At 62.2% G+C, this 20461-nt stretch carries 22 protein-coding genes and 1 other RNA gene; 9 read left to right on the top strand and 14 right to left on the bottom strand.

Annotation, left to right across the window (positions count from 1 at the left end; all coding sequences use genetic code 11):
* Positions 1–14 precede the first annotated feature (14 nt).
* Positions 15–374: RNase P RNA component class A (gene rnpB, locus ACVWZT_RS13335), an RNA gene on the bottom strand.
* 67 nt (positions 375–441) lie between these two features.
* Positions 442–1317: a 16S rRNA (cytidine(1402)-2'-O)-methyltransferase gene (rsmI, locus tag ACVWZT_RS13330; RefSeq protein ID WP_457469714.1), complete on the bottom strand. Its 876-nt coding sequence runs from the start codon at positions 1315–1317 to the stop codon at positions 442–444.
* A gap of 186 nt (positions 1318–1503) precedes the next feature.
* On the opposite strand from rsmI, the gene ACVWZT_RS13325 reads away from it, so the two are divergent.
* The 5 genes from ACVWZT_RS13325 to ACVWZT_RS13305 all read left to right on the top strand — a co-directional run bounded on the left by ACVWZT_RS13325 (position 1504) and on the right by ACVWZT_RS13305 (position 5263).
* Complete coding sequence (locus tag ACVWZT_RS13325; RefSeq protein WP_296234185.1) at positions 1504–3321, top strand: penicillin-binding protein activator; 1818 nt, start codon at positions 1504–1506, stop codon at positions 3319–3321.
* The gene (locus ACVWZT_RS13320; protein WP_457469712.1) at positions 3321–3692 is read left to right on the top strand and encodes a YraN family protein; all 372 of its coding nucleotides are present in this window, start codon (positions 3321–3323) and stop codon (positions 3690–3692) included. The genes ACVWZT_RS13325 and ACVWZT_RS13320 overlap by 1 nt, the downstream gene beginning before the upstream one ends.
* Positions 3693–3778: 86 nt before the next feature.
* Positions 3779–4372 (top strand): phosphoheptose isomerase, encoded by a 594-nt coding sequence (locus ACVWZT_RS13315; RefSeq protein WP_012274070.1) that lies wholly within the window; start codon positions 3779–3781, stop codon positions 4370–4372.
* On the top strand, positions 4369–4947 hold the full coding sequence (locus ACVWZT_RS13310) for a BON domain-containing protein (protein WP_296234191.1): 579 nt from the start codon (positions 4369–4371) through the stop codon (positions 4945–4947). The genes ACVWZT_RS13315 and ACVWZT_RS13310 overlap by 4 nt, the downstream gene beginning before the upstream one ends.
* A 97-nt stretch (positions 4948–5044) precedes the next feature.
* On the top strand, positions 5045–5263 hold the full coding sequence (locus ACVWZT_RS13305; RefSeq protein ID WP_457469710.1) for a YgdI/YgdR family lipoprotein: 219 nt from the start codon (positions 5045–5047) through the stop codon (positions 5261–5263).
* Between the two features lie 50 nt (positions 5264–5313).
* Here the strand turns inward: ACVWZT_RS13305 and ACVWZT_RS13300 are convergent, their stop codons facing one another.
* The 7 genes from ACVWZT_RS13300 to rplM all read right to left on the bottom strand — a co-directional run bounded on the left by ACVWZT_RS13300 (position 5314) and on the right by rplM (position 10176).
* Positions 5314–5742 (bottom strand): ClpXP protease specificity-enhancing factor, encoded by a 429-nt coding sequence (locus ACVWZT_RS13300; RefSeq protein ID WP_296234192.1) that lies wholly within the window; start codon positions 5740–5742, stop codon positions 5314–5316.
* A gap of 10 nt (positions 5743–5752) precedes the next feature.
* The gene (locus tag ACVWZT_RS13295) at positions 5753–6376 is read right to left on the bottom strand and encodes a glutathione S-transferase N-terminal domain-containing protein (RefSeq protein ID WP_296234193.1); all 624 of its coding nucleotides are present in this window, start codon (positions 6374–6376) and stop codon (positions 5753–5755) included.
* A gap of 117 nt (positions 6377–6493) precedes the next feature.
* Complete coding sequence (locus tag ACVWZT_RS13290; protein WP_296233284.1) at positions 6494–7273, bottom strand: cytochrome c1; 780 nt, start codon at positions 7271–7273, stop codon at positions 6494–6496.
* Positions 7273–8484, bottom strand: a complete 1212-nt coding sequence (locus ACVWZT_RS13285) for a cytochrome b (RefSeq protein WP_296233286.1) — start codon at positions 8482–8484, stop codon at positions 7273–7275. Before ACVWZT_RS13285 ends, ACVWZT_RS13290 begins: the two co-directional genes overlap by 1 nt.
* Positions 8484–9077 carry a ubiquinol-cytochrome c reductase iron-sulfur subunit gene (petA, locus tag ACVWZT_RS13280; protein ID WP_225779171.1) on the bottom strand — a complete coding sequence of 198 codons (594 nt, stop codon included), beginning with the start codon at positions 9075–9077 and terminating at the stop codon, positions 8484–8486. Before petA ends, ACVWZT_RS13285 begins: the two co-directional genes overlap by 1 nt.
* 263 nt (positions 9078–9340) lie before the next feature.
* Positions 9341–9733 carry a 30S ribosomal protein S9 gene (gene rpsI / locus ACVWZT_RS13275; RefSeq protein ID WP_003260797.1) on the bottom strand — a complete coding sequence of 131 codons (393 nt, stop codon included), beginning with the start codon at positions 9731–9733 and terminating at the stop codon, positions 9341–9343.
* Positions 9734–9747: 14 nt separating this feature from the next.
* Positions 9748–10176 (bottom strand): 50S ribosomal protein L13, encoded by a 429-nt coding sequence (gene rplM, locus ACVWZT_RS13270; RefSeq protein WP_003260798.1) that lies wholly within the window; start codon positions 10174–10176, stop codon positions 9748–9750.
* Between the two features lie 258 nt (positions 10177–10434).
* Between rplM and ACVWZT_RS13265 the strand changes: the two genes are divergently transcribed.
* Both ACVWZT_RS13265 and ACVWZT_RS13260 read left to right on the top strand, forming a co-directional pair.
* Positions 10435–11475: an NADP(H)-dependent aldo-keto reductase gene (locus tag ACVWZT_RS13265; protein ID WP_457469708.1), complete on the top strand. Its 1041-nt coding sequence runs from the start codon at positions 10435–10437 to the stop codon at positions 11473–11475.
* 212 nt (positions 11476–11687) lie between these two features.
* Positions 11688–12608 carry a GlxA family transcriptional regulator gene (locus ACVWZT_RS13260; protein WP_296233285.1) on the top strand — a complete coding sequence of 307 codons (921 nt, stop codon included), beginning with the start codon at positions 11688–11690 and terminating at the stop codon, positions 12606–12608.
* 33 nt (positions 12609–12641) lie between these two features.
* Here ACVWZT_RS13260 and zapE read toward each other — a convergent pair whose 3' ends face one another.
* The 3 genes from zapE to ACVWZT_RS13245 all read right to left on the bottom strand — a co-directional run bounded on the left by zapE (position 12642) and on the right by ACVWZT_RS13245 (position 15832).
* Positions 12642–13736: a cell division protein ZapE gene (gene zapE, locus ACVWZT_RS13255; RefSeq protein ID WP_457469706.1), complete on the bottom strand. Its 1095-nt coding sequence runs from the start codon at positions 13734–13736 to the stop codon at positions 12642–12644.
* Between the two features lie 85 nt (positions 13737–13821).
* Positions 13822–15171 (bottom strand): tryptophan--tRNA ligase, encoded by a 1350-nt coding sequence (locus ACVWZT_RS13250; RefSeq protein WP_457469704.1) that lies wholly within the window; start codon positions 15169–15171, stop codon positions 13822–13824.
* A 25-nt stretch (positions 15172–15196) separates the two neighbouring features.
* Positions 15197–15832, bottom strand: coding sequence for an alpha/beta hydrolase (locus ACVWZT_RS13245; RefSeq protein ID WP_457469702.1), 636 nt, complete (start codon positions 15830–15832; stop codon positions 15197–15199).
* Positions 15833–15967: 135 nt separating this feature from the next.
* Here ACVWZT_RS13245 and ACVWZT_RS13240 point away from each other — a divergent pair, with 135 nt between their 5' ends.
* On the top strand, positions 15968–16402 hold the full coding sequence (locus tag ACVWZT_RS13240; protein WP_003257164.1) for a YhcB family protein: 435 nt from the start codon (positions 15968–15970) through the stop codon (positions 16400–16402).
* A 162-nt stretch (positions 16403–16564) separates the two neighbouring features.
* Here ACVWZT_RS13240 and ACVWZT_RS13235 read toward each other — a convergent pair whose 3' ends face one another.
* On the bottom strand, positions 16565–17761 hold the full coding sequence (locus tag ACVWZT_RS13235) for a methionine gamma-lyase (RefSeq protein WP_457469699.1): 1197 nt from the start codon (positions 17759–17761) through the stop codon (positions 16565–16567).
* Positions 17762–17888: 127 nt separating this feature from the next.
* Between ACVWZT_RS13235 and ACVWZT_RS13230 the strand changes: the two genes are divergently transcribed.
* Entirely contained in the window at positions 17889–18368 is a 480-nt protein-coding gene (locus ACVWZT_RS13230) for an Lrp/AsnC family transcriptional regulator (RefSeq protein ID WP_296233273.1), read from the top strand.
* A gap of 189 nt (positions 18369–18557) precedes the next feature.
* On the opposite strand, the gene cysN is transcribed toward ACVWZT_RS13230, so the two are convergent.
* A complete protein-coding gene (cysN, locus tag ACVWZT_RS13225; protein ID WP_457469698.1) occupies positions 18558–20459 on the bottom strand; it encodes a sulfate adenylyltransferase subunit CysN in 1902 nt (633 codons plus the stop codon).
* Between the last annotated feature and the right edge of the window lie 2 nt (positions 20460–20461).

The raw sequence follows: 20461 nt of genomic DNA, 5'->3' as shown, positions 1-20461 counted from the left end.
AGCAGGGAAGGAAGGTGGAGAGTCGATCTGTAAGCCGGGTTTTGTCGAGGACAGTCATTCCTCTACGACGGCCATCGCTGGACGCCTCTAGCAACCTACCCGGTTCCGACGCGGGCCACGCCTGATGGAACCCTATTTGGTCTTGCTCCGAGTGGGGTTTACCTAGCCACGTACTGTTGCCAGCCGTGCGGTGCGCTCTTACCGCACCTTTTCACCCTTACCGGCACCGAAGTGCTTAGGCGGTTATTTTCTGTGGCACTTTCCGTAGGCTCGCGCCTCCCAGGCGTTACCTGGCACTCTGCCCTGTGGAGCCCGGACTTTCCTCCCCCTGCTCTTGCGGAACAAAAACAGGCAGCGACTGTCCGATCGACTCTCCGCCGTCAAGATTAACGGCACGCGCGCCCAAGAACAAGCAATACCGGCACTTATATCAAAGCGCCACTACTCAGCCTTCTGCTTTTCCAGGGCAAATTGATACAGCAGGTTCTTGCGCACCCCGGTTATTTCCGCAGCCAGCGCCGCCGCCCGCTTGAGCGGCAACTCGGCCAGCAGCAGCCCAAGCACGCGCTGCGCCTCGGCACTGATCGCCTGCTCACCCTCCGGCGCACTCCAACCCCCGACCAGCACCACGCACTCGCCGCGCTGCTGGTTGCCGTCGCCGGCCACGAACGCCCGCAGCTCGGCCAGGGGCAAGCCCTTGAGCGTCTCGAAGGTCTTGGTCAGCTCGCGCGCCAGCAACGCCGGGCGCTCGCCACCGAATACCGCCTCCATGTCCTCAAGGCATTCCAGAATACGGTGCGGGGCCTCATAGAAGATCAGCGTGCGCGGCTCTTCCTTTACTTGCTCCAGGCGCGCCCGGCGCCCCGCCGCCTTGGCCGGCAGGAAGCCTTCGAAGATGAAGCGGTCCGACGGCAGGCCGGCGGCCGACAATGCGGCGATCAGCGCGCAGGCGCCCGGTACCGGCACCACGTTCACCCCTGCCGCGCGCGCCTGGCGCACCAGGTGATAGCCGGGGTCGGAAATCAGCGGGGTACCCGCATCGGAAACCAGTGCCACATTCTCGCCGGCCAGCAGCTTGGCGAGAAAACGCCCGCCCTCGTCGCGCTCGTTGTGTTCATGGCAGGCCGCCAGCGGCGTGTCGATGCCGAAGTGCTGCAGCAGGCGAATCGAATGACGGGTATCTTCGGCCGCGATCAGGGCCACGTCCGCCAGCACTTTCAGCGCCCGGGCGCTCATGTCGTCGAGGTTGCCGATGGGGGTTGCGACCACATAAAGCGTCCCCACGGTGGATTTCGAAGCCCCTGCCACATCAGTCACTGCGCACACCTGTCGTCCGGATCAAAGCCGCCATTGTAGCCCGAGCGCCTGCAACAGGGCGCAAAGAACTTCGCCGGCGGCCGTTGGCTGGGCGCCTATAGTGAAGGATCGACACGGCGACATCGCGCCCCGGCCAACGCTTGGGTACAATTGCCGGCCACCTTGATCGAGTAACAGGACCTTTACATGATCGCTTGCCTGCGGCTGTTCACAGCCCTCTGCCTTGCTGCCCTGCTGGCAGCCTGCGCCAGCTCGCCCTCATCCAGCCTGGGCGAACTGCCACGCACCCCGGACGCCAGCATCGAGCAACTGCTCGAAAAGGCCGCTTCCAGCAAGTCCGCGGAAGACGCAGCTCTGTTGCGCCTGAGCGCGGCGGACCTGGCCTACAAGCAGAAGGACTTCCCACGCGCCGCACGCATCCTCGAGCAGGTGCCACTGGACACACTCAAACCGGCCCAGCAGGTATTTGCCAGTACCCTCGGCGCCGAGCTGGCCATGAGCCGCAACCAGCCCAAGGCCGCCCTTGCAGCCCTGGCCCACCCCAGCCTGCAGCGCGTCGCCGAGCTGCCGGAAGAACAACAAGTGCGCACCTACAGTGTGCACGCCGCCGCCCTGGAAGCCGATGGCCAGGCCCTGGCCGCCGCGCAGCAGCGCGTGCTGCTGGCGCCGCTGCTCAGCGGCCAGGCCGCCAGCGCCAACCACGACGCCATCTGGGCCCTGGTCGCTTCGCTGCCGGCAGAGCAACTGCAGCAGCCAGGCAATGACCAGACCCTGGCCGGCTGGGCCAGCCTGGCCTTCGCGGTGAAAAGCGCCGGCACCCTGGAACAGCAACAGGCCGCTATCGACACCTGGGTCAAGCAGCACCCGGGCCACCCTGCCGCGCAGCAACTGCCACTGGCGCTGACCAAGCTCAAGGAGCTGGCCAGCCAGCCGCTGACCAAGATCGCCCTGCTGCTGCCCCAGGATGGCCCGCTGGCCGGTGTCGCCCGCGCCCTGCGTGACGGCTTCATGGCGGCGCACTTCCAGGCCCAGCAAGCCGGCCAGCCAGCACCGACGGTGCAGGTGTTCGACAGCTCGCGCATCGGCTCGCTCGACGACTTCTACCGCCAGGCCCAGGCCGCTGGTGTACAACTGGTCATCGGCCCGCTGGAAAAGCCGCTGGTCAAGCAACTGGCCAGCAAACCGCAACTGCCGATCACCACCCTGGCGCTGAACTACGCCGACGCCGGGCAAAAGGCGCCGCCGCAGCTGTTCCAGTTCGGCCTGGCGGCTGAAGACGAAGCCCGCGAAGTGGCACGCCGCGCCCGCGCCGATGGCATGATGCGCGCCGTGGCCCTGGTACCGAGCGGCGAATGGGGTGACCGCGTCCTGGCCGCCTTCCGCCAGGAATGGGAAGGCAACGGCGGCACCCTGCTTGCCGCCGAGCGCATCGCCCAGCCAGTCGCACTGGCCCAGCAGATTGCCGACCTGTTCCAGCTGCGTCAGAGCGAAGGCCGCGCCAAGAGCCTGCAAAGCACGATAGGGGGCAGCATTGCTGCACAACCGTCGCGCCGTCAGGACATCGACTTCATCTTCCTCGCCTCGACCCCGCAACAGGCGCAGCAGATCAAGCCGACGCTGAACTTCCAGTACGCCGGTGACGTGCCGGTCTACGCCACCTCGAACCTGTACAGCGCCAGCGGCGACGTCAACCAGTACAACGACATGAACGGCATCCGCTTCTGCGAAACGCCGTGGTTGCTCGACACCAGCAACAGCCTGCGCCAGCAGGTGGTGCAGCAGTGGCCGCAAGCTGCCGGCAGCCTGGGTCGTCTGTATGCCATGGGCGTCGATGCCTACAGCCTGGCGCCGCGCCTGGGCCAGCTGAAAGCACTGCCGGACAACCGGGTTATGGGCCTTTCGGGCAGCCTGAGCATGAACGCCAACCAGCGTGTCGAGCGTCAGCTGCCTTGGGCCGAGTTTGCCGGTGGCCAGGTCAAGCGCCTGCCTGACACCCCTCGCTGATGGCTGCAGCATCGCCCACCAGCGCCGGTCAGGCGGCAGAAACCCAGGCCCTTGAGTACCTTCAAGGGCAGGGTCTGCAACTGCTGGCGCGTAACTGGCGATGCAAAGGCGGTGAGCTTGATCTGGTCATGCTCGACGCCGATACAGTAGTATTCGTCGAAGTCCGCTACCGGTTGCACGCGGGCTTCGGTGGCGCCCTCGGCAGTATCGACGGGCGCAAGCAGAAACGGTTGGTGCTCGCCGCCAGCCTGTTCCTGCAGCAGGAGGCCCACTGGGGCAACCAGCCCTGCCGCTTCGATGTAGTCGCCCTGCAGGGTAGCCACCACGCAGGCACGCCGCTGCAATGGCTGAAAAACGCCTTCGAATGCTGAACCCACTTCGTTTTTTTTGCTCTATGTTTCGCGGGCTGGTCCTTGTTGCGCGTCGCGCCGGCCACCGCCCTACTTAAGGTCACCAGATGGACATGCAATCCCGAATTCGCCGGCTGTTCCAGGCCAGCATCGATACCAAGCAACAGGCAATGGACATCCTGGCACCGCACATCGAGCAGGCCAGCCTGGTCATGGTCAACGCGCTGCTCAACGAGGGCAAGATGCTCGCTTGCGGGAACGGCGGCTCGGCCGGTGATGCCCAGCACTTTTCCTCGGAGCTGCTCAACCGTTTCGAGCGCGAGCGCCCGAGCCTGCCGGCGATCGCGCTGACCACCGACAGCTCGACCCTGACCTCGATTGCCAACGACTACAGCTATAACGAGGTCTTTTCCAAGCAGATCCGCGCCCTGGGCCAGCCCGGCGACGTTCTGCTGGCAATCTCTACCAGCGGCAACTCGGCCAACGTGATCCAGGCGATCCAGGCCGCACATGACCGCGAGATGATTGTCGTAGCATTGACTGGCCGCGACGGCGGCGGCATGGCTTCGCTGCTGCTGCCCGAGGACGTGGAAATCCGTGTACCTTCTACGGTTACCGCGCGTATCCAGGAAGTCCACCTGCTGGCGATCCATTGCCTGTGTGACCTGATCGACAGCCAACTGTTCGGGAGTGAAGAATGACCCCTATGCGCCTCGGCCTGATGGCCCTGACCCTGTGCCTGAGCATTACCGGTTGCAGCTCGGTACTGACCTCTGCCCGCAATTCGCCGATTGAAGACGACCGCGGCACGCGCACCATCGGCAGCAAGATCGACGATTCGCTGATCGAAACCAAGGCCTCGGTCAACATCGCCAAGGCCAGCCCCGACCTGGACAAGGGCTCGCACATCGTCGTCACCAGCTACAACGGCATCGTCCTGTTGGCAGGCCAGACCCCGCGCGCCGACCTCAAGAGCCTCGCCGAGCAAACCGCCAGCCAGGTCCAGCGGGTGAAGAAAGTGCACAACGAGCTGCAGGTGATGCAGCCCTCCTCCATCCTGGCGCGCAACAATGACGCCTGGCTGACTACCAAGATCAAGGCCCAGATGCTGACCGACAATGCCGTGCCCAGCTCGCGCATCAAGGTCATTACCGAAAACGGTATCGTCTACCTGCTCGGCCTGGTCACCCAGCAGGAGGCCAACTCGGCCACCGCCGTGGTGCAGGGCGTGTCGGGCGTGCAGAAGATCGTCAAGCTGTTCGAGTACATCGACTGATTCATTGCCTGCCATGGCCCTGTTCGTTGGCACGCCTGCGATTGGGCCATGGCAGGCAACCATGCTCCACCCCTTTCAGATATCCAGGAAACACCGCATGAAAAAGCTTCTGCTGCCTGCCTTGCTGATCGCCACCTTCGCCACCCTGGCCGGCTGCTCAACCCCAAGCCAGATCACCCTCAACGACGGCCGGGAAATCCAGACGGTCGACGTACCGGAATACGACGCCGATACCGGTTTCTACGAGTTCCAGCAGCTCGACGGCAAGCGCACCCGCATCAACAAGGACCAGGTTCGCACCATCAGCGACCTGTAATCCGTTATCGGCGGCAAAAAAAAGGCGACCTGGACAGGTCGCCTTTTTCATTACTTGACCACTTTGAGGCTTGGCCGGCCGCTCGGGCGCGGTGGTTGCCCGCCCCCCTCCGGTGGGCCGTCATCATCCGGTTGCACATCATCCTCGTCGTCGAGCATGTCATCCTGCGACGGCTCCAGTTCGAAGACCATGCCCTGGCCATTCTCTCGGGCATAGATGCCCAGGATGGCGCCAGACGGCACGAACAACGAATGGGACACGCCACTGAAACGGCCTTCGAAGCTGACAGCGTCATTGTCCATGTGCAGGTTGCGCACGGCGTTCGGTGAGATATTCAGGACAATCTGGCCATCACTGGCGAAACCGTCTGGCACCTGGACTTTCGGGTATTCGGCGTTTACCAGCATATGGGGGGTGCAATCGTTGTCGACGATCCACTCGTACAGTGCTCGAACCAGATAGGGGCGACTGGAGTTCATCAACGGCTCCTTAAAGCTTGCGCATTTCACGTTCTACGGAGGACAGGCTCGCCTGGAAAGGCTCGCGGGCGAACTGCCGCTCCATGTAATCCAGCAACGGCTTGGCTTGCCGCGGCAACTCGATACCCAAAACCGGCAAACGCCAGAGTATGGGCAATAGACAACAATCGACCAGGCTTTGCTCCTCGCTCATGAAGCAGGCGAACTCGCCGAACAACGGCGAGACCCCGGTCAGGCTTTCGCGCAAGGCCTTGCGCGCCTCGGCACGGGCAGCCTCGCTGCTGCGCGGATCGAGCACGGTATCGGCCAGGGCGCACCAGTCGCGCTGTATGCGGTGCATCAGCAAACGGCTGTTGCCGCGCGCCACCGGGTATACCGGCATCAGCGGCGGATGCGGGTAACGCTCCTCGAGGTATTCCATCACAACGCTCGATTCGTACAACGCCAAGTCACGGTCGACCAGGGTCGGCACGCTTGCGTAGGGGTTCACCTCGACCAGCTTGGGCGGCAGGCGGCCAGGATCGACATCGATGACCTGCACGCTGATACCCTTCTCGGCCAGCACGAGGCGTACCCGATGAGAATAGTGATCAGCGGGGTCGGAATAGCAGGCTAACCTGTTGGTTGCGCCCATGTAGCGCCTCCTCGCACGGGATGCTTGTGGAACTGTAAATGAAAACGCGCCCGTGGAGGCCAGGCAGTTCTGCCTGGCCTCCACGGGCGCGTTCAACAACCAGAAACTACTGCGTGATCAGTGCACGTCCTTCCAGTATTCACGCTTGAGCAAATAGGCGAATACGAAGAAGAAAGCCAGGTACAGCAACACGTAGGTACCGATGCGCTGGCTTTCCAGTTTGACCGGGTTGGCCGAATAGGCCAGGAAGGTCACCAGGTTCTTGACCTTCTCGTCGAACTGCTCGGTCGTCAGGGTACCGGAATTCGGCGTAATGGTCAGCTGGTCGCAGGCTTCATGGGTGATCGGGCTGCCGGTCAACGGGTCGAACTGCTTCTTGCCATCGGTCATGGTCTGCACCTGCTTGCAACCGATCACCTGGTTTCCTTGCAGGCCGACCAGCACGTTGGGCATGCCCACGTTCGGGAACACCTTGTTGTTCACCCCGTACGGCCGCGACGGGTCCTCATAGAAGCTGCGCAGGTAAGTGTACAGCCAGTCGGTGCCACGCACCCGGGCCACCAGGGTCAGGTCGGGCGGTGCGGCACCGAACCAGGTCTTGGCGTCACTGGGCTTCATGCCAATCTGCATGTGGTCACCAATCTTGGCACCGGTGAACACCAGCTTCTCGAGCATCAGTTCGTGGGGGATGCCCAAGTCATCGGCGACTCGCTCGTAACGTTGGAACTTGGCACTGTGGCAACCCATGCAATAGTTGGCGAAGGTCCGCGCACCATCCTGCATGGCGGCCTTGTCGCTCAGGTCGATGTCGACCTTGTCCAGCTCCAGGCCGGTTTCGGCCGCGAAGGAAAAGGCAGGCATCACTGCCAGCAAAAATACTGCAATCAACTTTTTCATCAGCCAGTCACCCTTTCCGGAACCGGTTTGGTCTTCTCGAGCCTTGTATAGAACGGCATCAGCAGGAAGTAGGCGAAGTACAACACTGTGCACACCTGCGACAGCAAGGTACGCCCAGGTGTCGGCGCCAGTACGCCCAGCACGCCGAGGATGACGAAGGCTATGCAGAACACCAGCAGGAAGAGCTTGCTGATCCAGCCCTTGTAGCGCATGGAGCGCACCGGGCTGCGGTCGAGCCAGGGCAGCACGAACAACACGGCAATGGCCGCGCCCATGGCGATTACGCCCATCAGCTTGTCAGGCACTGCACGCAGGATCGCGTAGAACGGCGTGAAGTACCACACAGGCGCAATGTGCTCAGGGGTCTTGAAGGCGTTGGCCTGCTCGAAGTTTGGTTTCTCCAGGAAATAACCGCCCATTTCCGGGAAGAAGAACACCACGGCGCAGAACACGAAGAGGAATACCACCACGCCGACAATGTCCTTGACGGTGTAGTAAGGGTGGAACGGAATGCCGTCCAGCGGGATGCCGTTTTCATCTTTCTTCTTCTTGATGTCGACGCCATCGGGGTTGTTCGAGCCCACTTCGTGCAAGGCCAGAATATGCAACACCACCAGGCCGAGGATCACGATCGGCAGGGCGACGACGTGCAGGGCGAAGAAGCGGTTCAGGGTAATGCCGGAAATCAGGTAGTCACCGCGGATCCATTGGGTGAGGTCGTCACCGATCACCGGGATGGCACCGAACAGCGAGATGATCACCTGGGCGCCCCAGTAGGACATCTGGCCCCACGGCAGCAAGTAACCCATGAAGGCTTCAGCCATCAATGCCAGGTAGATCAGCATGCCGAACAGCCATACCAGCTCGCGCGGCTTCTGGTAGGAGCCGTAGAGCAGGCCGCGGAACATGTGCAGGTAGACCACGATGAAGAACGCCGAGGCACCGGTGGAGTGCAGGTAGCGCAGGATCCAGCCGTATTCCACGTCACGCATGATGTACTCGACCGAGGCGAATGCCTCTTCCGCCGAGGGGGTGAAACTCATGGTCAGCCACACACCAGTGACGATCTGGTTGACCAGCACCAGCAACGCGAGGGAGCCAAAGAAGTACAGGAAGTTGAAGTTCTTGGGTGCGTAATACTTGCTCAGGTGGTCTTCCCACATCTTGGTGGCAGGGAAGCGAGCATCAATCCAGTCCATGAACTTGCTCATCATGCGTTCTCCTGGTCAACGCCGATGACGACGATCTCGTCCGACTCGTAAGAGTGCGGTGGCACGGGCAGGTTGAGAGGTGCCGGCTGCGACTTGTAGACACGACCAGCCAGGTCATAGTGGGAGCCGTGGCATGGGCAGAAATAGCCACCAACCCATTTCGGGCCAAGGTCTGCAGGCGCGACTTCCGGGCGGAAGGTCGGTGAGCAGCCGAGGTGTGTACACAAACCGACGAGGATAAGGATTTCCGGCTTGATCGAACGAACCTGCGGGTCAACGTAGGTCGGCTGCACCGAAGCCTTGGACTCAGGGTCGGCGAGATCACCGGCAACTTTTTTCAGGTTGCCGAGGATTTCCTCCGTTCGCCGCACGATGAATACCGGCTGCCCCCGCCACTCGGCCACCATCTGCTGCCCGGCCTCGACCTTGGCAATATTGACCTTCACCGGTGCACCTGCGGCTTTCGCCTTGGCACTGGGAAACCATGACCCCACGAACGGTACCGCAGCCCCCACTGCCCCCGCCGCCCCGACTACGGATGTCGCGGCTACGAGGAAGCGGCGCCGGCCTGCGTTGACGCCGTCATTGCTCATTCAGTCCTCTCCCATCAGCTTGCTTGGCCTGTTGAACCAGACCTGTACTTAGGTTGTGTCAGTGGCACTAAAAATTGGCCGCCATGGTAAGAAACAAATCCACACACTGACAAGGTGATTACCTCGGCCCGGTGCGACTACCCACGCTTTGCTTGATCTGTGTCTATGCGACAAGTGGTCACTGACATGCTGACAGGTTAGTTCAAGACATAAAAAAAGCCCGGTTCCAAGGAACCGGGCTTTTTTCGACTGCCGAAGCGGTATTAACGCTTGGAGTACTGAGGACGCTTACGCGCTTTACGCAGACCCACTTTCTTACGCTCGACTTCACGAGCGTCGCGGGTGACGTAGCCAGCACGACGCAGAGCGCCACGCAGGGTTTCGTCGTATTCCATCAGAGCGCGGGTGATACCGTGACGGATCGCACCGGCCTGACCGCTGACACCACCACCGGAAACGGTGACGTAGATGTCGAACTTCTCGACGGTTTCGGTCAGCTCGAGCGGCTGACGAACAACCATGCGAGCGGTTTCACGACCGAAGAACACGTCCAGAGAACGGTTGTTGATGGAAATGTTACCAGTACCCGGACGCAGGAATACGCGAGCGGTTGCGGTCTTGCGACGGCCAGTGCCGTAGTTTTGAGTCGCCGACATAATGAACTATCCCGTTAGATCTTCAGTTCTTGAGGCTGCTGAGCAGTGTGTGGGTGAGCAGCACCCGCGTACACTTTCAGCTTGCGGTACATGTCGCGACCCAGCGGGTTCTTCGGCAGCATGCCTTTGACCGCAGTTTCGATAACACGCTCAGGGGCCTTGGCGATCAACTTCTCGAAGTTGATTTCCTTGATACCGCCCGGGAAACCGGAGTGGGAGTAGTACATCTTGTCGGAAGACTTGGCACCAGTCACACGAACCTGCTCGGCGTTGATAACGACGATGTAGTCGCCGGTGTCAACGTGAGGGGTGTATTCTGGCTTGTGTTTGCCACGCAGACGGCTAGCGATTTCGGTAGCCAGACGACCCAGGGTCTGGCCAGCGGCGTCGACTACGAACCACTCGCGCTTTACTGTTTCCGGTTTAGCAGTAAAAGTTTTCATTCTCTAAAGCCTCAGAGGCCGCCCAGCGAAAAATAGACGGCGAATCTTACTGGATAGTGCACAGCTTGCCAAGGGCAAGCGCGCAGCCGAACACTGACGCTTTTGGGGGCTCGGGTCAGGCACGCCAACGTTCGACGGGGTTCTTCCTGCGTGGTGGTGCATCACTTCCGCCACACGGAGAGGGGCCGAATTATCCAGATTGCGCGAAATTTTTCAACCTGCTTTGATGAGCTTTCATTGCCAAGGAGTGTCTACCCGATGGAATACCGCCAGCTCGGCCGTACCGACCTCAACGTCAGCGCCCTGTGCCTGGGCACCATGACCTGGGGCGAACAGAATGACCAGGCCGAGGCCTTCGAGCAGATCGCCCGGGCCAAGGCCGCCGGGGTCAACTTCATCGACACCGCCGAAATGTACCCGGTGCCGCCCCGCCCCGAAACCTACGCCGCTACCGAGCGCATCATCGGCAACTGGTTCCGCGCCAGGGGCGATCGCGACGACTGGGTGCTGGCCAGCAAGGTTGCGGGCCCGGGCAACGGCATCAGCCACATTCGCGACGGCCAGCTCAAGCACAACCGCCAGCACATCGTCGCGGCGCTGGACGAGAGCCTCAAGCGCCTGCACACCGACCGCATCGACCTGTACCAGTTGCACTGGCCGGAGCGCAGCACCAACTTCTTCGGCAAGCTGGGCTACCAGCACCTGCCACAGGACCACTTCACCCCGCTGGAAGAAACCCTCGAGGTGCTCGACGAGCAGGTGCGCGCCGGCAAGATCCGCCACATCGGCCTGTCCAACGAAACACCGTGGGGTACCATGAAGTTCCTGCAGTTGGCCGAAAGCCGTGGCTGGCCGCGGGCGGTGTCGATCCAGAACCCGTACAACCTGCTCAACCGCAGTTTCGAAGTGGGCCTGGCGGAAGTGGCTATCCGCGAGCAGTGCGGCCTGCTGGCCTACTCGCCGCTGGCCTTCGGCATGCTCTCGGGCAAGTACGAGAACGGTGCGCGGCCAGCCAATGCACGCCTGACCCTGTTCAGCCGCTTTGCCCGCTATTCCAACCCGCAGACCGTGGCCGCCTGTAGCCGTTATGTGCAGCTGGCCGACGAGCACGGCCTGGACCCGGCGCAGATGGCCCTGGCATTCGTCACCCGGCAGCCATTCGTGACCAGTAACATCATTGGCGCGACCAACCTCGCGCAGCTGGACAGCAACCTGGCGAGCCTGGAGCTGAAGCTGAGCGATGAGCTGCTGGCGGCGATCGAGGCAATTCACCAGCAGCAGCCGAACCCGGCGCCTTGAGGGTAAACCTGTACCGCCTCCTTCGTGGGTTAGCCCGCGAAGAACCAGCGCGGTGCATCGGGCTGGACACCATCGCCAAAAAATAAGACGATCCAGCCGGTGATTGACCACTCTACCCTATAAGAACAATGACAATGATGTTTACCCAACCCTCCGCGTCGCTGCGGCGCGTCAGCATCCTGGCCATTGACAAGGTGTTCGCTTCGACCTTGATGCAGGCCAAGGACTTCTTCCACCTCGCCAGCCTGCGCTACGGCAAGCAGCTTGGCCTGGGCCTGCAGCCCATGTTCGAGATCCGTCTGGTGAGCCCGGACGGCCAGTCCGTGGACAGCTTCAGCAACGTGCAACTGCCGGTCGATGGTGGCCTGGACGATGCCGACGTGATCATCCTGCCGGCCTTCTGGGACGATTTCGACAACTTGCTGCAGCGTTATCCACAGGTGCTGCCATGGCTGCGCGAGCAACATGCACGTGGCGCGGTGCTGTGCGCCGAGGCCAGTGGCGTGTTCTGGCTGGCCGAGTCAGGCCTGCTCGACGGCAAGGAGGCCACCACCTACTGGCGCTTCTTCAACAGCTTTGCCGAACGCTTCCCGAAGATCCGCCTGAACCAGGACAAGCACCTGACCGACGCCGACAACCTGTATTGCGCAGGCGGCACCACCTCGGCCTGCGACCTGTACATCTACCTGATCGAACGCTTCTGCGGCGCCAACGTGGCCCGCGCCGTGTCCCGCGACATCCTCTACGAGGTGCAGCGCAACTACACCCCGGGGCGCATGGGTTTTGGCGGCCAGAAGCTGCATCAGGACCTGGTCATCCTGCAGATCCAGCACTGGCTGGAAGAACACTTCGCCGACAAGTTCCGCTTCGAGGACGTGGCCCGCAACCACGGCATGAGCATCCGCAACTTCATGCGCCGCTTCCAGGGAGCGACCGGCGACAAGCCGCTGCATTACCTGCAACGGCTGCGGATCGAGACGGCGAAGGGCTTGCTGTCGAGTACGCGCAAGAGCATCAAGACCATCAGCTACGAGGTCGGTTACGACGACGCCAGTTTCTTTGCGCGGTTGTTTCGCCAGCACACGGAATTGTCGCCGAACCAGTATCGACAGCAGTTCATGCAGGAGGCTTGAGGGCCTGGGGGCTGCTTTGCAGCCCCTGGCATGTTATGGCTTGTGTGCGCGAGACAGGAATTCGTGCGACTGCATCTCCAGCAACCGGCTCAGGGTACGCTGGAACTCGAAGGCCAGGCGCCCGCCGGTATACAGGTCCTTCAGCTCAACCTCGGCCGAGATGATCAGCTTGACGTTGCGGTCGTAGAACTCGTCCACCATGTTGATGAAGCGGCGGGCGATGTCGTCGGTGGTGACGCCCATCTGCTCCACGTTGCTCAGCAGCACGGCATGGAAGATCTTGCCCAGCTCGATGTAGTCGTTCTGGCTACGCGGGCCATCGCACAGGGCGCGGAAGTCGAACCAGGCCACGTCGTCACAGGTCAGCAGGGCCTGGATCGGGCGATTCTCGATCATCAGCACGTCGTTCTCGACCGCCTGGGTGCACTCAGGGGTCAATGCCTTGAAGCTGGCGCGCAGGCTCTGGTGCGCCGCCTCATCGAGCGGGTAGTGGTACAGTTCGGCCTGCTCCAGATGCCGCAGGCGATAGTCGACCCCGCTGTCGACGTTCACCACGTCGGTGTACTGCTTGATCATGGCGATGGCCGGCAGGAAGCGCGCGCGCTGCAAGCCGTCCTTGTACAGGCCGTCCGGCACGATGTTGGAGGTCGCCACCAGCGATACGCCGTTCTTGAACAGCTCTTCCATCAGGGTGCCGAGGATCATCGCGTCGGTGATGTCGGAGACGAAGAATTCGTCGAAGCAGATCACCCTGGCTTCATCGCTGAAGCGTTTGGCAATGATGGTCAGCGGGTTCTTCTCGCCCTTGAGGGTTTTCATTTCCTCGTGCACACGCTTCATGAAGCGGTGGAAGTGCGTACGCATCTTCTGCTTGAACGGCAGCGCCTCGAAGAAGGTATCGACCAGGTAGGTCTTGCCGCGCCCCACCCCACCCCAGAAGTACAGGCCCTTGACCGGTGTCTGCTCCTTCCTGCCGAACAGCTTGCCGAACACGCCCGGCTTGTTGTTCTGCGCGTGCACGAGGTCGTCGTACAGGCGCTGCAGGTGACGCACCGCAGTTTCCTGCGCCGCGTCATGAAAGAAGTCGGGACGTTTCAGATCTGCTTGATATCGTTCTAGGGGCGTCATGATTCGTTAGCGGGGCAACAAAAAAACGGGCCGTCACTGTAGCGACAGGCCCGCTTAATGGCAATCAGACTTGCGTCAATATGCCTCAGTCCGATTGTGGCTGAAGTGCTACACGCAGGCTTTCGATAGCCGCATCACGTGCCTCGGCGTTGTCGAACTGCGGCCCGTCGGCGACCTGTTCGCCATTCAGCCACAGACCGAAGCCCAGGCCCTCCAGGCGCACGTCCGCCTCGCCACCCTGCTGCAATTGCTTGCTCACGGCACCGGCGCTCTTGCCGTCGGCGAAGCTGCGCGACAGCAGCAACTGTTCACCGTCGGCGCCGAGCAGGCGGAAGCGGAAGCTGCCGTCTTCATCACGGAAGCTGACGAAACGCGCGCTCCGGGCGGCCTTTTTCTTCACTTCGGTGCTGGCCTGCACACTGGTGCGGAACGAACGCAGGCCAACGGCTTCGCGCAGCTGTTCGAGGAACGGCGTGGCGATCTTGCGCGCCTTGGCGGCGCCGGCCAGCAGAATGTCCTCCAGGTCTGCTGGGCGGGCAATCAACTGGTGGTAGTACTCGCGCTTTTCCGCAAGCTGACCGTCCAGCAGCTGGAACAGGCGCTGCTTGGCCTCGCCCCAGCCCAGGCCCTGCAGCAGCTCCTCGCGGAACTCGGCGCACTGCGCTGGCGACGAGAAGGCCTGGAACAGGGTGAACAGGTGGGCGTTGTCGGGGTCTTTCGCTTCGCCGGGTGCGCGCGAGTCGGTGACGATGCGCGAAATGGCGTCCTTCATTTCCTTGGCGCTGGTGAACAGTGGGATGGTGTTGTCGTAGCTCTTGGACATCTTGCGCCCGTCTAGGCCCGGCAGGGTCGCCACGCTTTCCTCGATCACCGCCTCCGGCAAGGCAAAGAAGTCCTTGCCCTGGCCGAACAGGTGGTTGAAGCGCTGGCCGATGTCGCGGGCCATTTCCACATGCTGGATCTGGTCACGCCCGACCGGCACCTTGTTGGCGTTGAACATCAGGATGTCGGCAGCCATCAGCACCGGATAGCTGTACAGGCCCATGGTCACGCCGGCGTCCGGGTCTTCGCCGTTTTCCAGGTTCTTGTCCACCGAGGCCTTGTAGGCGTGCGCTCGGTTGAGCAGGCCCTTGGCGCTGACGCAGGTCAGCAGCCAGGTCAGTTCGGGGATTTCCGGGATATCTGACTGGCGGTAGAAGGTCACCTTGTCCGGGTCGAGGCCACCGGCCAGCCAGGTGGCGGCGATTTCCAGGCGCGAACGCTGGATGCGCAGCGGGTCGTCGCACTTGATCAGCGCGTGGTAGTCAGCCAGGAAGTAGAACGAGTCGACACCAGGCTGCTGGCTGGCAAGGATGGCCGGGCGGATGGCACCGGCATAGTTGCCCAGGTGCGGAGTGCCGGTGGTGGTGATACCGGTAAGGATGCGCGTGGTCATGGGTGTTCGCTTATTCAGGCTTGGCTCAGTTCGAAAGGCGCGGCAGCAGCAGATCCTTCAGATCGGTCAGCTTGCCATGGAAGAAGTGTCCGCATTCTGCCACTTTCAGCAGCTCATGGGTGCGCGACAGGCTGTCAGACCATTCGTATACCAGTTGTGGCGCGACGACTTCGTCAGCGTCCGGCTGCACCACGGTGATCAGGCACTGCTGCGGCAGCGGGAATTCCGGCGTCAGGCGCATAACTGCCGGGGCGATCATGAACAGCTGCTGCAGCTCTACCCCGGCGGCTTCCAGGCGGCCGGCCAGGCTGGCGGCGACGAAGCCGCCGAACGAGAAGCCCATCAGCACCAGGGGCAGGCCTGGATGCTTTTCGCGCAGCCAGGCCGCGGCAGCATCGGCATCGGCCACCTCGCCAGCGCCCATGTCATGGCTGCCGGCGCTCTGGCCAACACCACGGTAGTTGAAACGCAGGGTCACATAGCCGGCATCGCGGGCGGTGCGTTGCAGGGTCGAGACCACCTTGTTGAGCATGGTGCCGCCCTGGACCGGGTTGGGGTGGCAGATCAGCACCGCGCCGCGGGCATCGGCCACGTCCAGATACAGGGCTTCCAGCTGGCCGCTGGGGCCATCGATGAACAAGGGGGTTTCGCGGACAAGCAAGGCACTACTCCGTGACCTCGAAAGGGGTCGATTCGTCTAGGTGAGGAATTCTGTTCTGATTTGCGATCGCTCGCGGTATACAGCGCAGGTCTGAGCCGTTAACGTAAAGCAAAGCCGTTTATAGAGGAAGGACTCGTGGAACTCTCGCTCCTTGTTTGGTTGTTGCCGACCCTGGCCCTGGTCATCGGCGTGGTGGTCGGTTTCGTCGTCGCTCGCCTGCTGCCCAATGCAGCGCCGAGCAGCACCCAACGTCAACTGGATGATATCCAGAAGCGCTTCGACAGCTATCAGAACGAAGTGGTAACTCATTTCAACAGCACTGCCGTACTGGTCAAGAAACTGACCCAGAGCTATCAGGACGTGCAGGACCACCTGGCCGAAGGCGCCAACAGCCTGGCCCTCGACGACGTCACTCGCCAACGCCTGCTGGCGGCCCTGCACTCCGAGGCAGCGCAAGGTCCACGCGACCGCCTGACCCCGCCGAAGGACGCCGAAGTGCCACGTGACTACGCACCGAAAGCGCCGAATTCGCCGGGCATGCTTGACGAGAGCTACGGGCTCAAGCGCTGATCTGCAGAAAATGACAAAGGCCTCGCTAGAGGCCTTTTTTGTGGGCTGGATTCACTGGCCTCTTCGCGGGCACGCCCGCTCCCACAGGTACACCACAGCATTTGCAATCCGTGGGATACCTGAAGGAGCGGGCGTGCCCGCGAAGAGGACGGCCCAGGCAACCTAGCTGCAAGCCTGCAATGCCTGCTCGACATCCGCCAGCAGGTCCTCCACATCCTCCAGCCCCACCGACAAGCGCACCAGCCCCTCCGAGATCCCGTGGTGCGCCCGCTCCTTCGCGGTATAGCTGGAATGCGTCATGCTCGCTGGGTGCTGCGCCAGCGACTCGGCATCGCCCAGGCTCACTGCCCGGGCAAACAGTTGCAAGGCATTCATGAAGCTCCGCCCCGCCTCGATACCGCCCTTGAGTTCGAAGGCAATCATCCCGCCCGGCAAACGCATCTGCCGCTGCGCCAGTTCGTACTGGGCAAACGACGGCAACCCCGGATAGTGAATCAACTCCACCTGCGGCTGCCGGGCCAGAAACTCCGCCACCTGCCGGGCATTGGCGCAATGGCGGTCCATGCGCAGGGCCAGGGTCTTGATCCCGCGCATCAGCAGCGCTGCGTCATGCGCCGACAGCACCGCCCCGGTCATGTCCTTCAGCCCTTCCAGGCGAATGCGGTCGATCAGCGCCTTGCGCCCCACCACCAGGCCGGCGGTGATATCGCCGTGGCCACTGAGGTACTTGGTTGCCGAATGCACTACCAGGTCAGCCCCCAGCTCCAGTGGACGTTGTAGATAGGGTGTGCAGTAGGTGTTGTCGACCACCACATGTACATCGTGCCCGCGTACGGCCTCGGCAACCGCAGCGATATCCACCAGTTGCATGTTGGGGTTGGCCGGGGTTTCGAAGTAGATCATCCGCGTCTTGCTGTTGATCGCCGCTTTCAGTGCCTTGCCGTCATTCAGGTCGACATGGCGGATCTTCACCCCGAATTCGCCAATGCCATGGTGCAGGAAGGCGAAGGTGCAGCCATACAACGTGCGCCCGACGATCAGCTCGTCGCCAGGGCGCAGCAGGGTCCAGATCGTCGAGGTGATGGCTCCCATGCCCGACGCCAATGCCAGCCCCGCCTCGCCGCCCTCCAGCGAGGCCATGCGCTGCTCCAGCAGGGCCAGGGTCGGGTTGGAGATGCGGCTGTAGAAATGCCCCGGCTCCTCGCCAGCGAAGCACGCAGCGCCGTATTCGACGGTTGGGAAGGCATAGGTAGCGGTCTGGTACACCGGTGGCACCAAGGCGCCACCGTGGGAAAGCGGGTCGTAGCCATGATGAATGGCCCGTGTGGAAAAACCGGTGTTGTTATCGGAGCCGCGCATGGCAACAGCCTCTTGTGGTTTGTTATAAGCTTATGCCACCGGGCTGCCCGATTTTTTCCAAATTGGCCCACATATCCGTGCGCTTGTTGGAATGAAAACAACAATTACCGGACAAGGAGGGTAAAAAATGCCTTCAAGCCTCGACCGTACCGACCGCGCCCTGCTCGCCGCCCTGCAGGACAACGCCCGCCTCACCATTGCCGAACTGGCCGACCAGGTGGCACTGACCACCTCGCCCTGCTGGCGCCGGGTAAAGCTGCTGGAAGACCACGGCTACATCACCGGCTACCAGGCGATCCTTTCGCCCAAGTCGCTGGGTTTCGGTGTGACCGCGTTCGTCAGCATCATGATGGATTCGCACACCAAGGACATGGCGTTGGCATTCGAGCGGCGGCTGATGGAGATTCCAGAGATCGTCGCCTGCCACAACATTTCCGGGCGCTACGATTTTTTGCTGGAAATCCTGGCGCGAGACCTGGAGTCGTTCGGCGAATTCACCCGCGAAGTACTGCAGCGATTGCCAGGGGTGAAGGAGATCTATTCGAGTTTTTCCTACAAGGCTGTGAAGGAACGCCGAATAATACCGGTGTCGGAAAAACATATCTAAGCCAGACCTTACCGAGCGGTGGAAATGGCCTTACCGATTGAAAGGCTGCGGCTGACAGTAGCCAGAGCAGAGTGACGCCAACACCCCGTTCACACGGGTGTTCTCTATTTATCCTGCCAGAGCGGGCAAGCCTGCGGCGACGAGAAACAGAAAACCCCGCCGACGCGGGGTTTTCTGATAAACCAATGCTTAGATCGCGCCACGCTGACGCAGTACGTCCAGCACCTGTTTCACGCCCTCGTCCACGCTGGTGGTCTGGGTGTCAATTACCAGGTCGGCGTCCAGCGGCACATCGTACGGGAAGCTTTCACCCGGGATGTTATCGCCACCGGCAGCGTACAGACCTTGCGGGTCACGCTCGCGGCAGGCGATAGGCGAGGCCTGGACGTAAACAGTCACCAGGCGCTCCTTGCCGATCAACGCCTTGGCTTGTTCGCGGCCTTCGGCATCCGGGGCCACGAACGCAGCCAGGGTCAGCAGGCCGGCTTCGTTGAACTGGCGCGCCACATGGGCGGCGCGGCGCCAGTTCTCGGTGCGGCCGGCGCGGTCCTGCGGCAGGCCCTTGTTCAGGTCATGGCGCAGGTTCTGGCCGTCGAGCACATACACCGCACGGCCCATGTCGAACAATTTGCGCTCCACGGCATAGGCCAGGGTGCTCTTGCCAGCGCCGGACAAACCACTGAACAGCACGGTGGCGGGTTGCTGGCCGAAGCGCAGGGCACGCTCTTCGGTAGAAACGTGGGCCTGCTTGCCGTGATGGCCGGTGCCGCCGTGCGGCAGCACCGGCGGGGCGATGATCATGCCGGCGCCGACAGTGCCGTTGGTCAGGCGGTCGATGACGATGAACGCACCGGTGGTGCGGTTGCTGTCATAGCCATCCAGGGCGATCGGGGCATCCAGGGATACCTTGACCCGACCGATCTCGTTCAGTTGCAGGGCGCTGGCAGCGCCCTGCTCCAGGGTATTCACATCGACCTTGTGGGTGATGCTGGCAATCGAGCCCGGCACGTAGCTGGTGGCGCGCTTGATGTCGTATTTCTTGCCTGGGAGCATCGGCTCCTCGGCCATCCACACCAGCATGGCGTCGAACTGGTCGGTGACCGGCGGGACGTTGTCGGCATGCACCAGCAGGTCGCCACGGGAGATGTCGATCTCGTCTTCCATGGTCAGGGTCACGGCCTGGCCGGGGCCGGCGTTTTCCAGCTCACCTTCGTAGGTGACGATGGACTTGACCCGGCTGCTCTTGCCCGACGGCAGCACGACGATTTCGTCGCCCTTGTGCACCACGCCGCTGGCGATGGTGCCGGCGAAACCACGGAAGTTCAGGTTCGGGCGGTTGACGTACTGCACCGGGAAACGCAGGTCGGTGAAGTTGCGGTCGGCCGAAACCTCCACGGTTTCGAGGATTTCCATCAGCGTCGGGCCGGTGTACCACGGCGAACGCTCGCTGTGGTTGACCACATTGTCGCCCTTGAGCGCCGACATCGGCACGAAGTGCAGGCTGCTCGGCACCAGGTTGATGGCTTCGGCAAATTTCAGGTAGTCGGCCTTGATCGACTCGAACACACCCTGGTCGAAGCCCTTGAGGTCCATCTTGTTGACCGCCACGACGATGTGCTTGATGCCCAGCAACGAGGCGATATAGCTGTGGCGGCGGGTCTGGGTCTGCACGCCGTAGCGGGCGTCGACCAGGATGATCGCCAGGTCGCAGGTGGACGCGCCGGTGGCCATGTTGCGGGTGTACTGCTCGTGGCCCGGGGTGTCGGCGATGATGAACTTGCGCTTGGCGGTGGAGAAGTAGCGGTAGGCGACATCGATGGTGATGCCCTGCTCGCGCTCGGCCTGCAGGCCGTCGACCAGCAGCGCCAGGTCGACCTCTTCGCCGGTGGTGCCGACCTTCTTCGAATCACGGGTGATGGCCTCGAGGTGGTCCTCGTAGATCATCTTCGAGTCGTGCAGCAAGCGCCCGATCAGGGTGCTCTTGCCGTCGTCGACGTTGCCGCAGGTCAGGAAACGCAGCAGTTCCTTGCGCTCGTGCTGGGCCAGGTAGGCGAGGATGTCCTCGCTGATCAGATCAGATTGGTGCGACATGG

It is taken from the genome of Pseudomonas sp. TE21394 (assembly GCF_054057835.1).
The sequence above is the reverse complement of the archived record's forward strand: the minus strand, read 5'-3'. Positions and strand labels throughout refer to the sequence as shown.